The 13072-nt window shown below is 70.2% G+C and carries 15 protein-coding genes; 10 read left to right on the forward strand and 5 right to left on the reverse strand.

Translation table 11 applies throughout. The features are described from left to right. Positions 1–87: 87 nt before the first annotated feature. A complete protein-coding gene (locus tag OHB00_RS16295; RefSeq protein WP_406445812.1) occupies positions 88–378 on the reverse strand; it encodes a small hydrophobic protein in 291 nt (96 codons plus the stop codon). 227 nt (positions 379–605) lie between these two features. Next, on the reverse strand, positions 606–2225 hold the full coding sequence (locus OHB00_RS16300) for an MFS transporter (RefSeq protein WP_406435542.1): 1620 nt from the start codon (positions 2223–2225) through the stop codon (positions 606–608). A 66-nt stretch (positions 2226–2291) separates the two neighbouring features. On the opposite strand from OHB00_RS16300, the gene OHB00_RS16305 reads away from it, so the two are divergent. The 3 genes from OHB00_RS16305 (at position 2292) to OHB00_RS16315 (ending at position 5158) form a co-directional block, all read left to right on the forward strand. Beyond that, a complete protein-coding gene (locus tag OHB00_RS16305; protein WP_406435544.1) occupies positions 2292–2918 on the forward strand; it encodes a TetR family transcriptional regulator in 627 nt (208 codons plus the stop codon). Between the two features lie 103 nt (positions 2919–3021). Continuing rightward, positions 3022–4239: an alpha/beta hydrolase gene (locus OHB00_RS16310; protein ID WP_406435546.1), complete on the forward strand. Its 1218-nt coding sequence runs from the start codon at positions 3022–3024 to the stop codon at positions 4237–4239. A 67-nt stretch (positions 4240–4306) separates the two neighbouring features. Then, positions 4307–5158 (forward strand): DUF4429 domain-containing protein, encoded by an 852-nt coding sequence (locus tag OHB00_RS16315; RefSeq protein ID WP_406435548.1) that lies wholly within the window; start codon positions 4307–4309, stop codon positions 5156–5158. Between the two features lie 96 nt (positions 5159–5254). Here the strand turns inward: OHB00_RS16315 and OHB00_RS16320 are convergent, their stop codons facing one another. Beyond that, positions 5255–5722 (reverse strand): MerR family transcriptional regulator, encoded by a 468-nt coding sequence (locus OHB00_RS16320; RefSeq protein WP_406435550.1) that lies wholly within the window; start codon positions 5720–5722, stop codon positions 5255–5257. A gap of 97 nt (positions 5723–5819) precedes the next feature. Between OHB00_RS16320 and OHB00_RS16325 the strand changes: the two genes are divergently transcribed. Next, positions 5820–6290, forward strand: coding sequence for a GNAT family N-acetyltransferase (locus OHB00_RS16325; RefSeq protein ID WP_406435552.1), 471 nt, complete (start codon positions 5820–5822; stop codon positions 6288–6290). A 19-nt stretch (positions 6291–6309) separates the two neighbouring features. Further along, positions 6310–7134: a serine hydrolase domain-containing protein gene (locus tag OHB00_RS16330; protein WP_406435554.1), complete on the forward strand. Its 825-nt coding sequence runs from the start codon at positions 6310–6312 to the stop codon at positions 7132–7134. 132 nt (positions 7135–7266) lie between these two features. Here OHB00_RS16330 and OHB00_RS16335 read toward each other — a convergent pair whose 3' ends face one another. Beyond that, positions 7267–7806, reverse strand: a complete 540-nt coding sequence (locus tag OHB00_RS16335; protein WP_406435556.1) for a DUF4232 domain-containing protein — start codon at positions 7804–7806, stop codon at positions 7267–7269. A 353-nt stretch (positions 7807–8159) separates the two neighbouring features. Here OHB00_RS16335 and OHB00_RS16340 point away from each other — a divergent pair, with 353 nt between their 5' ends. Further along, positions 8160–8450: a hypothetical protein gene (locus tag OHB00_RS16340; RefSeq protein WP_406435558.1), complete on the forward strand. Its 291-nt coding sequence runs from the start codon at positions 8160–8162 to the stop codon at positions 8448–8450. Between the two features lie 215 nt (positions 8451–8665). Here the strand turns inward: OHB00_RS16340 and OHB00_RS16345 are convergent, their stop codons facing one another. Further along, positions 8666–9322: a pirin family protein gene (locus tag OHB00_RS16345; RefSeq protein ID WP_406445814.1), complete on the reverse strand. Its 657-nt coding sequence runs from the start codon at positions 9320–9322 to the stop codon at positions 8666–8668. Between the two features lie 72 nt (positions 9323–9394). On the opposite strand from OHB00_RS16345, the gene fasR reads away from it, so the two are divergent. From fasR to OHB00_RS16365, 4 genes are all read left to right on the forward strand, one after another. Next, positions 9395–10600: a fatty acid biosynthesis transcriptional regulator FasR gene (gene fasR, locus OHB00_RS16350; RefSeq protein ID WP_406435560.1), complete on the forward strand. Its 1206-nt coding sequence runs from the start codon at positions 9395–9397 to the stop codon at positions 10598–10600. 89 nt (positions 10601–10689) lie between these two features. Continuing rightward, positions 10690–11610 (forward strand): ACP S-malonyltransferase, encoded by a 921-nt coding sequence (locus OHB00_RS16355; RefSeq protein WP_406435562.1) that lies wholly within the window; start codon positions 10690–10692, stop codon positions 11608–11610. Between the two features lie 17 nt (positions 11611–11627). Next, positions 11628–12659 (forward strand): ketoacyl-ACP synthase III, encoded by a 1032-nt coding sequence (locus OHB00_RS16360; protein ID WP_406435563.1) that lies wholly within the window; start codon positions 11628–11630, stop codon positions 12657–12659. A gap of 91 nt (positions 12660–12750) precedes the next feature. Then, complete coding sequence (locus OHB00_RS16365) at positions 12751–12999, forward strand: acyl carrier protein (protein WP_046425089.1); 249 nt, start codon at positions 12751–12753, stop codon at positions 12997–12999. The last annotated feature ends 73 nt before the right edge of the window (positions 13000–13072 follow it).

A 13072-nucleotide genomic window follows, 5' to 3' on the forward strand; every position in this document is an offset into this window, starting at 1 on the left:
TATCGATGTGCGGCTGCCGCCGCGTGGGCGCGACCAGCCCCCACCGGCCCGCAGGGAACCGCGCGAGCGGCCCCCAGCGGCCGCGGGCTACAGCGGTGACACGCCACCCAGCCACAGCAGCGCCAGCAGCGTGTCGATCGCTCCCAGCACCACCGCCACCAGCGCCGGTATGGAGCTCTTCGGGTTCCATGCCCGACCCATGGAGAGCCAGCCGCACACCACTGCCACCGGCCCCAGCACGATCCCCAGCGTGAAGAAGCCGGCGATCGCGCAGATCGTGCCGATGATGCCCAGCGTGTCGCGGTCCAGCCCGCTCCGTGTACCTGTGCGGCCACGTGAACGGGGGTACCCGCGTGTTCGTTGCCCGAAGCTCGCCATCATCAACTCCTCGGTCCCAGTGGACTGTTCGGGTTGATGACCGGGTACCCCTGTTCCGCTCCCGCAGACCTGCCCGCGCGCTGCCCCCCTCCAGCAGCGCGCCGCGGCAGCCCGGTTGCCCCACTGTCACCTGGCACGCAGGCCGAAGGCGAGGAATCTTTAGCGGAGTCACCCTGATAGGGGAACTCCGCCCCGACAGACCGGACATACCGGTGCGGCGCGTTGCGCTAGATGTGCCCGGCGCCCGCGCCGGAGTCCGCGTTCTCGCCGCGCTTGGTGAGCAGCGCGACCAGGATCGCGACCGCCGCCACGCCCGCCGCGACGAGCGAGGCGAGGCTCATGCCGGAGATGAACGTGTCGTGGGCGACGCCGGTGATCTTCGCTGCGACCGCCTCCGGCGTCCCCTTGGCGATCGGCGCGACACCGACCTGGACCGCCTCGGAGGCCTGGGCCAGCTGAGCGGAGGTCAGCTTCGGCAGCCCCGCGTCGGCCCAGTTGCCCGGCAGGTCGCTGTCGACCTTGGAGGCCATCACGGCGCCGAGAACGGCCGTACCCAGGCTGCCGCCGATCTGCATCGCGGCCTGCTGGAGACCGCCGGCCACACCGGAGAGCTCCATGGGCGCGTTGCCCACGATGACCTCGGTGGCGCCGACCATGACCGGCGCGAGGCCGAGACCCAGCAGGGCGAACCAGAGGGACATGAGCGCGCTGCCGGTGTCCGCGTTCAGCGTGGACATGCCGTACATGGCGATCGCGGTGGCCGCCATGCCGCCGGCCAGCGGGATGCGCGGGCCGAGCTTGGTGATCGCGGCGCCGGCCAGCGGGGAGCCGACGATCATCATGCCGGTGAGTGGGAGGAGATGGAGGCCGGCGTCGACCGGATCCATGCCGTGCACGTTCTGCAGGTAGAACGTCACGAAGAACAGGCCGCCCATGAAGGCGATGGCCATCAGGACCATGAGCACGACACCCGCCGAGAGCGGGACGGAGCGGAACAGGCCCAGTGGGACGAGCGGCTCCTTGACCCTCGTCTCCCAGAAGGAGAAGAGGGCGAAGCCCAGCACCGACACGGCGATGAACGTCCATGTCCTGCCGTCGCCCCAGCCCCAGCTCGGCGCCTTGATGAGGGCCCAGACCAGGCAGAACATGGCGCCGGAGAGCAGGGCGATGCCAAGCAGGTCGAAGGAGCGCGGCGCGTTCCCGGCGCGGTGGTCGAGCAGCATCACCAGGCCGAGGACCAGGGCGATCGCGCCGACCGGCACGTTGATGAAGAACACCGACTGCCAGCTGACGTGCTGGACCAGCACACCGCCGAGGATCGGGCCGCCCGCGGTGGAGGCCCCGATGACCATGCCCCAGATGCCGATCGCCATGTTGAGCTTCTCGGCCGGGAAGGTGGCCCGCAGCAGGCCCAGCGCGGCCGGCATCAGCAGCGCGCCGAACAGACCCTGGAAGACCCGGAAGGTGACGACCAGGCCGATGCTGTCGGAGAGGCCGATGGCGCCCGAGGCGGTGGCGAAGCCGACGACGCCGATCAGGAACGTCTGCCGGTGGCCGAAGCGGTCGCCGAGCTTGCCCGCGGTGATCAGGGAGACCGCGAGGGCCAGGAAGTAGCCGTTGGTGATCCACTGGACCTGCGCGAAGGTGGCACCGAGGTCCTTCTGGATCGCCGGGTTGGCGATGGCCACGATGGTGCCGTCGAGAGCCACCATCATGACCCCGACGGCGACGGTTATCAGGGTGAACCAGGGGTGGCCGCGCAGGCCGGAGGCCGGCGGCCGTTCCGACGGGGCGGATGGTGCCTTGTCCCCCGACCCCGCCGTGTCGATCGTGGTCTGACTAGTCATGCGCGCGAGGTTAGTGTCAGCCGCTGACAGTTGACAAACAAATTCACTAGTCAGTAACTGTCAGGCATGGAAACGCTGCGCGAACGCAAGAAACAGCACACCCGGGACGCACTGCTGCGCGCCGCGCTCGAACTGTTCGTGACCCAGGGCTACGAGCACACCACCGTCGACGAGATCGCCGCGTCCGTCGACGTCTCGCAGCGCACCTTCTTCCGGTACTTCGCCAGCAAGGAGGACGTGGCCTTCTTCGTGCCGCGGCTCACCGAGGAGCACTACGTCGAGGCGGTGCGCCGCCGCCCGCCCGAGGAGCCCCCGCTGGAGGCGCTGCGCCGGTCGGTCATGGACAGCTGGGACACCATCGAGCAGGCCATCGAGCGGTACGTGCCGGTCGAACTGTTCCTGCGCACGTACAAGATGATCGAGGCGACCCCGGCCCTGTTCGCCGCGCGTCTGCGGCGCCAGTCGGAGACGGAGGAGGAGATCGCGCGGATCGTCGCCGAGCGGGAGGGCGTCGACCCGGAGACGGATCCCCGGCCGCGGCTCGTGGTCGCGGTGTTCGGCGCGGTCATCCGGATCACCGAGCGGCAATGGTCGGTCGGCGAAGACTTCAGCGTCACGGCGATCCGCCAACTCACCGCGTCGTACCTCGATCAGGTGGGACCGGCGCTCACCGGGAACTGGCGCGAGGGCTGAACCCCTTCACAGGGGGCCTGAGATAGGCCTCACCTTTGCCGAAACGTGATACCTGTCACTCAGTTACCGCGAGACCCCTTCGTTCTCCTAGTGTGTCCTCCCAGTGACTTCCTTCGACACCTCCCCGCCCCTCAACGTCTGGCGCGCCCTGCTGGCCCTGGCCGTCGTGTTCGTGATGCTCGCGACCACCGGTTGGACCGCGCTGCGCACGCACCGCGAGACCACCGCCCTGCAGACCTCCCTCGCCAGGTGGGAGCACGGCAGCGTCCACGGCCTGCACCTGCCGGACCCGGAGGCGTCCCCCGCGCTTCTCACCCGGTTCTTCGCGTCGCTCACCGCGCAGGAGCGCGACCGGCTCGTGCACCGTTACCCGCTCGCCGTGGGCAACATGAACGGCGCCCCGGTCCAACTGCGCTACCGCGCCAACGACATCGCCCTCGACCAGCAGCGCGCCGTCGAGAAGAAACGCATGCACGACCCCCGGCTCAGCGCGGCCGGGCAACAGGACGCCGGCCGTCGTATGCACCGCTACGAGGCGCTGATGGCGAAGGGGCGGCAGATCCTCGCCTTCGACCCGGACGGCAGCGGCCGGGTCGCCGAGGTGTTCGGCGACCTCACCAGGGCCGAGCGGATCTCCGTCGTCGTCCCCGGTGTCGACACCGACCTGCTCACCTTCCAGCGGACGTACCGTCAGTACACCGCGCCGGTCGGCATGGCCAAGGCACTGTACAAGGCGGAGCGCACGGCGAGCCCCACGACCCGGACGGCGGTGATCGCCTGGGCCGACTACACCGCTCCCGACGGCCTCGGCGTGGGCGCGGCGACCGGGATGGCCGCCGAGCAGGGTGCCGTGCGCCTCAACGCGCTGCTGCGCGCGCTGCCCGGCAAGACGCCGGTGTCGATGTTCTGCCACAGCTACGGCTCGGTGGTCTGCGGGGTGGCCGCGCACGCCATGCCGGGCCAGGTGGCCGACATAGCGGTGGCCGCGAGCCCGGGGATGCGGGTCGAGAGCGCCTCCCACCTCGGCACCTCGGCCCGGGTGTGGGCGATGCGGGACGCCACCGACTGGATCCAGGACGTCCCCTATCTGGAGCTCGGCGGACTCGGCCACGGCGCCGACCCCGTCTCCTCCGCCTTCGGCGCCCGGGTGCTGTCGGCGCACGACGCCAAGGGCCACGCCGGTTACTTCGAGCCGGGCACGGACAGCCTGCGCAACCTCGCCGACATCGGGATCGGCGCATACGGCGCGGTGACCTGCGCCCACGACGATGACGGGTGCCGGGCGGGTTTGTCCGGCACGTTGATGGCCGGACGCGCGTAGAGACAGCAGGAAGTGCGGTATGCGCGGGGATGGGACGGGGAAGCACGTGCCGCATACGATGAGCCGCATGGGTGACGTACTGGCCGGATTTCATGCCGCCTGGGAGTTCGAGTCCGACTCCGTGCTCATCCGCTACGAACGGGGGATTCGAACACCCAAGCTGTTCCAGAGTCTGGGTGAACGCCGGGTACCGCTGGCCGCACTGGAGGGCGTGACGCTCACGCCCGGCAAACGCGGCACGGTCGTCCTGACGGCCCAGCCGCGCCCCGGCGCGGATCCCCTGCTGGAGGCGGCGGCCGGACAGCTGAAGGACGGCAGCGACCCGTACCGCCTGGTGGTACCGGCCGAACGGGCGACCCTCGCGGAGTACTACGCCGACGAACTGCGACCGCTGCTCACCGGGTCCGGACCGGCGGAGAGGTTCCTGGTGGCCGCGCCCGAGGGGCCCCGGCAGTTCAAGGCGTACGACGGGAAGGCTAGCTTCGACGGCAGGGCCGTGCACTTCCGGTGGTCGTGGACCGGCGCGTCCACGGCGAAGTGGAAGGCCGGCGACCAGAGCTTCGCCGTCGCCGACCTGGCGGGGGTGGAGTGGCGGTCGCCGGAGGTCTTCGAGGGGCATCTACGACTGCTGCGGCGGGACCTCGCGGGGGCGACGCCCACGGTCCCGGCCGACCAGGATCCGGCGACCGTGGTGTTCGGGCTGGGGTACGGCCCTGTGCACGAGTCGCTGCCGTTCGCGGCGGCGGTGCTGGAGGCCCTGCGGGCCAGGGGGGCCGCCGCGGTGCCGGCGCCGGCGGGGCGCCGGGACCCCGCGGACATCGCCGAGCGGATCCGCCATCTGGGGGAGCTGCATCAGGCGGGGCTGGTGACCGATGAGGAGTTCTCCGCGAAGAAGGCGGAGTTGCTGGCGGAGCTTTGAGCGGCAGTTGTTTGCCTGCTGGCCGGTGGGGGCTGGTCGCGCCCACGCGGCGGCAGCCGCACATCAAATGCAGCCCCGCGCCCCTGCCGGGGCGCTCTAGTTACCGCCTGTCTCGTAGAAACTGATCTTTCGGTCCAGAACCGAGAGGGTGTCGTGGAGTTCGGCGATTCGCGACAGGACGTCCCTCCTCGTCTGCTCCAGCAGCTCGCGGCGCTCGGGGTAGGTCGTCTCGCCCTCCCGTACCAGTTCCGCGTAGCGCACCATGTCGGCCACCGGCATGCCGGTCAGGCGGAGCTTGGTGACGAAGTCCAGCCAGTCGAGGTCGCGGTTGCTGTAACGGCGCTGGCCGGTGTGGGAGCGGTCGATGTGGGACATCAGGCCGATCCGCTCGTACCAGCGCAGGGTGTGGGCGGTCAGGCCGGTGAAGGCGACGACCTCGCTGATCGTGTAGTGGTCCTGGCCCTCGGGACGCGGGTGCCGCCGGGGTGGGGCGGAACAGATGTCGGCGGGCGCGATGTCGGGCTGCTCGGTGGGGGCCGCGGTCGTGGTCTGCATCACCGTCATGCGACCACGCTATGGCCTTGGAGTGCACTCGAAGCAAGCGGAACCCGGTAAGAAATACGCGCGACGAGCGCCGGGGGCGGTGGCTAGCGTGCGGGGCATGAGTCTCGTACGCCGTGCCACGGCCGAGGACGTGGTGGAAGTGCTGCGTCTGCGCCAGGTGATGATCGACGCGCTGCCCGGTGGGGACAGCTCCACAGGATGGCACGCCCAGGCGCGGCCGGCGCTGGAGGAGAAGCTGGGCGAGCCGGACGGGGACTTCGCCGCGTTCGTCGTCGACCATCCGCAGCGGCCGGGGGCGCTGGCGGCACTGGTCGCCGGGACCGTCGACTACCGGATCGGCAAGGCGGGCAGCCCGCACGGCCGCTCCGGGTACGTCTTCAGCGTGGCCACCGACCCGGACGCCCGCCGGCGCGGGTACGCGCGCGCGTGCATGGAGGAGCTGCTGGCCTGGTTCCGTGAGCGGGGCGCGGGGCAGGTCATGCTGACCGCGTCCGCCGAGGCGGAGCCGCTCTACGCCGCGCTCGGCTTCGTCCACAAGCCGGACCCCACGATGATGCTGACGCTCTGAGCCGCCTAGGCTCGACGGCATGTCGCTGAACAGCCTCGCGTCGATCGAGAACTGGCCCGTCCCCACCGCCGCGGCGGGTGTCGTACGCACCGACGGGACGGTCCTCGGGACCCACGGGCCGGTCGGACACCGCTTCCCGCTGGCCTCCGTCACCAAGCCGCTCGCCGCGTACGCGGTGCTCGTCGCGTACGAGGAGGGGGCGGTCGAGCTCGACGAGCCGGCGGGGCCCGAGGGGGCGACGGTACGGCATCTGCTCGCGCACACCTCGGGGCTGGCCTTCGACGAGCACCGGGTCACGGCGCCGCCCGGGGAGCGGCGGCTGTACTCCAACGCCGGGTTCGAGGTGCTCGGGGACCATGTCGCCAAGGCGACGGAGATGCCGTTCGCCGAGTACGCCCGGCAGGCGGTGCTGGAGCCGCTGGGCATGACGTCGACGTCGCTGGAGGGCTCACCGGCCAAGGACGGCGTGTCGTCCGTGTCGGACCTGCTCCGCTTCGCGGCGGAGGTGCAGGCACCGAGGCTGCTGGATCCGCGGACGGTGGCGGAGGCGACGCTGACCGTGCAGTACCCGGGAACGAAGGGGGTGCTGCCGGGGTACGGGCACCAGAGCCCGAACGACTGGGGGCTGGGGTTCGAGATCCGCGACTCCAAGTCACCGCACTGGACAGGCTCTTCGTCCTCGCCGCGGACGTTCGGGCATTTCGGGCAGGCCGGCACGTTCCTGTGGGTGGATCCCGAGGCGGGGTCGGCGTGTGTCGCGCTGGCGGACAGGGCGTTCGGGCCCTGGGCGATCGAGGTGTGGCCGGTGTTCACGGACGCGGTGCTGACGGAGTTGCGCGGCTGAGGGCGCCGTCGGGGCGCGGGTTGCCGGCAGGGCGGTCGACGGCGGTGAGCACCTGCCGCCCCCAGACCCACGAGGCGGCGCGGCCGTGCCTCACGGGGGCGGAGGCGTGGCCGTGCCGCTTTCGGCAGATGGTTACGCGGTGACGGGGCCCACGTACGTCCCGGGGTGTGTGGCGCTGTCCTGGCGGAGGATGCTGCTGCCGGGCCAGGGGAGCGTGACGGAGGTGGTCGCGCCGGGCGGGGTGATCACGGCGGAGGTCGCCTGGAACTCCGCACCGCTGCCCTGCTCCCACGAGATGTAGGTGATGACGAATCGTGCGCTCGTGCCCGGTGCCAGGCTGACCAGGTTCGCGGCGCCACTGCTGTGCAGCAGGGGCCAGGTGTCGCTGCCGGCCTTCAGGTCCACGCTGGGGAAGCCCTGGAGGCTGCAGGTCGCGTCGCTGGTGTTCGTCATCAGGACGGTCACGGGGATCTGCTCCCCCGGGGCGCTGTAGGCGGCCTTGCCGTCGAACGCGATGTGCAGAGCCGACGTGTCGCACGCCGCCGCGGGCGATGCCGTCGAGCCCGCCGGGTCGCCGCCCGTGCCGGCGCTGGCCGTGCCACTGAACGCGGCCGTCCCGAGGCCGAGAGCGACGGTGGCGGTGAGGGCGGCGGTGAGGTGCCGTAAACGCATGGTGTGTCTCCTTGTCCCCCGTTGATCGATCGATGTGATCATCATTATGGGGAGACTTCTTGATGGCTCTGTCACAGGCAGATGATCAACTGTCACAAGAAGTCCCGCCGCCGAAGTGCGCACAGTTTGGGCAGGCCCGAGCCCGCGAGGTACAGGCGCAGCACGCGGCGCAGATGCCGGGCCGAGTGCTCACCCAAGGCGAACTCGGCGCCGCAGTACGGCTGAACGTCCGTCGGACTGCGTCGACTGCGGACCAGTTGCATGATTCACATCACCACAATGCGACTCCTCGCATACGCTCGACTACGCAACGAAACCAACACCGCCAGGCGTTGCAGGCCGGAGGCGCCACCGTGGCCAACATCCAGACCCTCGACCCTGCTACCGAAATCGTTGAACTGCTGCGCGCTGAGGGCAATCCGCTGGCCGAGGTGATCGCCGGCCTGCCCTACTACGGGCCGTGCACCTGTACCGCTTCTTGCAACAACCTGCTGACCGCGCTTCCCGGTTCGTCGGGTTCCTCGGTGATCCAACTCGAACGCGATGGCGTGGACATCATCTGGCTGAGCTTGGATCGCTCCCGGACCACTATCACCGACATTGAGGTTCTGGACGGACGTGATCTCGGCCCGAGCGCCCAGTGATCTGGTTGACCACGTAGAAACAATCAGCTGACTCGGCTCCTGCGGACGCCCCTACGGGCTGGGTGGTGACCACCGAGGGCGGGTCTGTCAGACGAAATCCCCTGATCCCTCCCACGCAAGCCTCCATGCAGATTCGGCACCTTCGGAAGCCGCCACCAGCGACATGCCGACAGCTCTTCCGAGGAGAGCCCGGCCCGTGTCCGCGGCCGCTCCGCTCACCCCGCCGTCATCTCCCACAGCAGCAACTCCACGTCCGTGATCCCCGACGCCTCCAGGTCCTTCGCGCCGGTGATCCGTACGGAGTCCCCCGGCCCCAGCTCCTCGCCCCCCAGCCGCACATCCCCCCGCACCACGTGCACGTACACATACGCCCCGTCCGGCACCGCCGTCCGCTCCCCCGCTCCCAGGCGGCGGACGTGGAGCATCGCGCCGGACTCCGGGACGGCGTACGGGGTCGAGTCGGCGATGCCGCGGACGATGTCGTACGACGGTTCGCCGCCGGGTTGTACCGGGGCCAGCCACATCTGGACGAAGGTCAGCGGGCCCGGCCCGTCGTTGCGTTCCACGTGACGGACGCCGCCCGCCGCGCTGAGGCGCTGGACGTCCCCGTGGCGGACCACCGTCTCGTTGCCCGCGGAGTCCCGGTGCGTGAGTTCGCCCTCGACCACCCACGTCACGATCTCGGTGTGGCTGTGCGGATGCTCGTCGAAACCGGCGCCCGGTGCCAGCCGCTCCTCGTTGCAGGCGATGACCGCCCCGAAGCGCAGGTTGCCGGGATCGTAGTGCGGGCCGAAGGAGAAGGCGTGCCGGGATTCGATGCCGGTCGCCGGGTCGCCTCCCGGGTAGCGCTGCGCGGCGCGCCTGACGTCCATCACGGGACCACCGTAGACCGCAGTCGGCACCCGGCGGCGCAGGCTCCCGTCCGGATAAGGCAGTCTTGTCCCGTGCCCGAACCCGTAACGCGCAAGTCCGATCCCTCGGCTCATCAGGTCCACCCGCACTCCGCGACCCTGAAGCGGCTGGAGAAGTCGTCCGGCAGCCTCGCCGCCCAGGCCATCGCACGCATGGACGAGACCCTGCCGTGGTACCGGGCCATGCCCCCGGAGAACCGTTCCTGGATCGGGCTCGTCGCCCAGGCGGGTATCGCGGCGTTCACCGAGTGGTTCCGGCACCCCGACGCCCCGCAGGCGATCTCGACGGACGTGTTCGGGACCGCGCCGCGGGAGCTGACCCGGGCGATCACGCTGCGGCAGACCGTGGAGATGGTGCGGACCACCATCGAGGTCATGGAGAGCGCGATCGACGAGGTCGCGGCTCCGGGCGACGAGAACGTGCTGCGCGAGGCGCTGCTGGTGTACGCCCGTGAGATCGCCTTCGCCACCGCCCAGGTGTACGCCCAGGCCGCCGAGGCACGCGGTGCCTGGGACGCGCGGCTGGAGTCGCTGGTCGTGAACGCGGTGCTGAGCGGGGAGGCCGACGAGGGGGCCGTCAGCAGGGCCGCGGCGCTCGGGTGGAACTCGCCCGATCACGTGTGCGTCGTGCTCGGGACCGCGCCCGACGGGGACAGCGAGCTGACCGTCGAGGCGATCCGGCGAGCCTCGCGGCACGCCAAGCTGCAGGTGCTGACCGGGGTGCTCGGAGACCGGCTCGTCGTCATCGCGGGCGGCAACGACAATCCGCTCGCCGTGGCCAAGTCGCTGATCGGCCCCTACGCCGCCGGGCCGGTCGTCGCGGGGCCGGTGGTGCCGGACCTGCTGGCGGCCACGCGGTCCGCGCAGGCCGCCGCCGCGGGGCTCAAGGCCTGTTCCGCCTGGCAGGACGCGCCGCGGCCGGTACTGGCGGACGATCTCCTTCCGGAGCGGGCCATCGCGGGTGATCCGAGCGCGCGCGAGCAGTTGGTGGAGGAGATCTACAGACCACTGGAAGAAGCCGGTTCGGCGCTGCTGGAAACGCTGAGCGTCTATCTGGAACAGGCGAGCAGCCTGGAGGGCGCCGCACGCATGCTCTTCGTTCACCCGAACACCGTGCGCTACCGGCTTCGACGTGTGACTGACGTCACCGGATGGTCGCCGTCCGATGTACGATCCGCCTTCACACTGCGGATCGCGCTGATCCTGGGGCGTCTGGTCGATGGAGATCTCCAGCCATAGGATTTTGTCGGGGGTCCACAAAACCCCCTCGTGTTCTTCGTCCCTGTCCCCACGGGCGGCCGTGGCCGTCCCCAAGAGAGAGTGTGAGAGTGCTCGTACTCGTCGCTCCCGGCCAGGGCGCCCAGACGCCTGGCTTCCTGACTCCCTGGCTCGACCTTCCCGGTGTCGAGGACCGTCTGCGTGCCTGGTCGGACGCCATCGGTCTCGATCTGGTGCACTACGGCACGGACGCCGACGCGGACGAGATCCGGGACACCGCGATCGCCCAGCCGCTGCTCGTCGCCGCGGGACTCGTCTCCGGTGCGGCACTCGGTGCCATCACGGATGTCGCCCCGGGCGCGGTCGCCGGGCACAGCGTCGGTGAGATCACCGCCGCCGCCTTCGCGGGCGTCCTGGACGACACCGCCGCGCTGACCCTCGTACGCAGGCGTGGGCTGGCGATGGCCGAGGCAGCCGCGATCACCCGGACCGGTATGTCGGCGCTGCTCGGCGGCGACCCGGAGGTCTCCGTCGCGCATCTGGAGAAGCTCGGTCTGACCCCGGCGAACATCAACGGCGCGGGGCAGATCGTCGCCGCCGGCACCCTGGAGCAGCTCGCCGCGCTGGACGAGGACAAGCCCGAGGGCGTCCGCAAGGTCGTCGCCCTCAAGGTCGCCGGTGCCTTCCACACGCACCACATGGGTCCCGCGGTCGACAAGCTGGCCGAGGCCGCCAAGGAACTCGCGCCCCTCGACCCGAAGTTCACCTACGTCTCCAACCGGGACGGACAGGCCGTCGCGTCCGGCGAGGAGATCGTGGAGCGGCTGGTCGGACAGGTCGCCAACCCGGTCCGCTGGGACCTGTGCATGGAGACGTTCAAGGAACTCGGCGTCACCGCCCTCCTGGAGGTGTGCCCCGGCGGCACCCTGACCGGACTGGCCAAGCGCGCACTGCCCGGCGTCAGGACGCTGGCCCTGAAGACCCCCGACGACCTCGACGCGGCCCGCGAGCTCATCGCCGAGCACAGCTGAATTAGGAGCCCACTGCGATGTCGAAGATCAATCCCAGCAAGGGTGCTCCGTACGCGCGCATCCTCGGTGTCGGCGGCTACCGCCCGACCCGCGTGGTGCCCAACGAGGTGATCCTGGAGACGATCGACTCGTCCGACGAGTGGATCCGGTCGCGCTCCGGCATCGAGACCCGGCACTGGGCGGGCCCGGACGAGACCGTCGCCGCGATGTCCATCGAGGCCTCCGGCAAGGCGATCGCCGACGCGGGCATCTCCGCCGAGCAGATCGGCGCCGTGGTCGTCTCGACCGTCTCGCACTTCAGCCAGACGCCGGCCGTCGCCACCGAGATCGCCGACAAGCTGGGCACGAACAAGGCGGCCGCCTTCGACATCTCCGCCGGCTGCGCGGGCTTCGGCTACGGCCTCACGCTCGCCAAGGGCATGGTGGTGGAGGGTTCCGCCGAGTACGTGCTCGTCATCGGCGTGGAGCGGCTCAGCGACCTCACCGACCTGGAGGACCGGGCCACGGCCTTCCTGTTCGGCGACGGCGCCGGCGCGGTCGTGGTCGGCCCCTCGAAGGAGCCGGCGATCGGCCCGACCGTGTGGGGGTCGGAGGGCGACAAGTCCGAGACCATCAAGCAGACCGTCCCGTGGGACCAGCTCCACTTCGGTGACCGGTCCGGGCTGCCCGTCGACAGCCAGGGCAACGTCAAGTTCCCGGCGATCACGCAGGAAGGCCAGGCGGTGTTCCGCTGGGCCGTGTTCGAGATGGCGAAGGTCGCTCAGCAGGCGCTGGACGCGGCCGGGATCAGCTCGGACGACCTGGACGTCTTCATCCCGCACCAGGCCAATGTGCGGATCATCGACTCGATGGTGAAGACTCTCAAACTGCCGGAGCACGTCACGGTCGCCCGTGACATCCGCACCACCGGCAACACCTCGGCCGCCTCGATCCCGCTCGCGATGGAGCGGCTCCTGGCGACCGGTGAGGCGAAGAGCGGCGACACCGCGCTCGTCATCGGGTTCGGGGCGGGTCTCGTCTACGCCGCCACTGTCGTTACCCTCCCCTAGGCACTCCGTGCCGGATCATGCATCCGGTGCGGTCCGCCGACTGCTCAACACCGCAGCAACCGTCTGGAACATCTAAGAAGGAGCGCCTGACATGGCCGCCACTCAGGAAGAGATCGTCGAAGGTCTCGCCGAGATCGTGAACGAGATCGCCGGCATCCCGGTTGAGGACGTCCAGCTGGACAAGTCCTTCACCGACGACCTGGACGTCGACTCGCTGTCCATGGTCGAGGTCGTCGTCGCCGCTGAAGAGCGCTTCGACGTCAAGATCCCGGACGAGGACGTCAAGAACCTCAAGACCGTCGGCGACGCGACCGACTACATCCTCAAGCACCAGGCCTGAGGCAGTTAGCCAGCCTCCGGCTGCAATGCCCCGCCACCCGGCGGTGGCGCCGTCGAATCCCGTATCCGTTGGA

Origin of the sequence: Streptomyces sp. NBC_00631, from assembly GCF_045206895.1 — a bacterium.
Classification (GTDB): domain Bacteria; phylum Actinomycetota; class Actinomycetes; order Streptomycetales; family Streptomycetaceae; genus Streptomyces.

Coding starts and splice junctions, on each gene's coding strand:
- OHB00_RS16330 (WP_406435554.1), top strand. CDS start 6,310: ATGTCGCTGAACAGCCTCGCGTCGATCGAGAACTGGCCCGTCCCCACC.
- OHB00_RS16325 (WP_406435552.1), top strand. CDS start 5,820: ATGAGTCTCGTACGCCGTGCCACGGCCGAGGACGTGGTGGAAGTGCTG.
- OHB00_RS16360 (WP_406435563.1), top strand. CDS start 11,628: ATGTCGAAGATCAATCCCAGCAAGGGTGCTCCGTACGCGCGCATCCTC.
- OHB00_RS16335 (WP_406435556.1), bottom strand. CDS start 7,806: ATGCGTTTACGGCACCTCACCGCCGCCCTCACCGCCACCGTCGCTCTC.
- OHB00_RS16345 (WP_406445814.1), bottom strand. CDS start 9,322: ATGGACGTCAGGCGCGCCGCGCAGCGCTACCCGGGAGGCGACCCGGCG.
- OHB00_RS16320 (WP_406435550.1), bottom strand. CDS start 5,722: ATGACGGTGATGCAGACCACGACCGCGGCCCCCACCGAGCAGCCCGAC.
- OHB00_RS16295 (WP_406445812.1), bottom strand. CDS start 378: ATGGCGAGCTTCGGGCAACGAACACGCGGGTACCCCCGTTCACGTGGC.
- OHB00_RS16315 (WP_406435548.1), top strand. CDS start 4,307: ATGGGTGACGTACTGGCCGGATTTCATGCCGCCTGGGAGTTCGAGTCC.
- OHB00_RS16305 (WP_406435544.1), top strand. CDS start 2,292: ATGGAAACGCTGCGCGAACGCAAGAAACAGCACACCCGGGACGCACTG.
- OHB00_RS16365 (WP_046425089.1), top strand. CDS start 12,751: ATGGCCGCCACTCAGGAAGAGATCGTCGAAGGTCTCGCCGAGATCGTG.
- OHB00_RS16300 (WP_406435542.1), bottom strand. CDS start 2,225: ATGACTAGTCAGACCACGATCGACACGGCGGGGTCGGGGGACAAGGCA.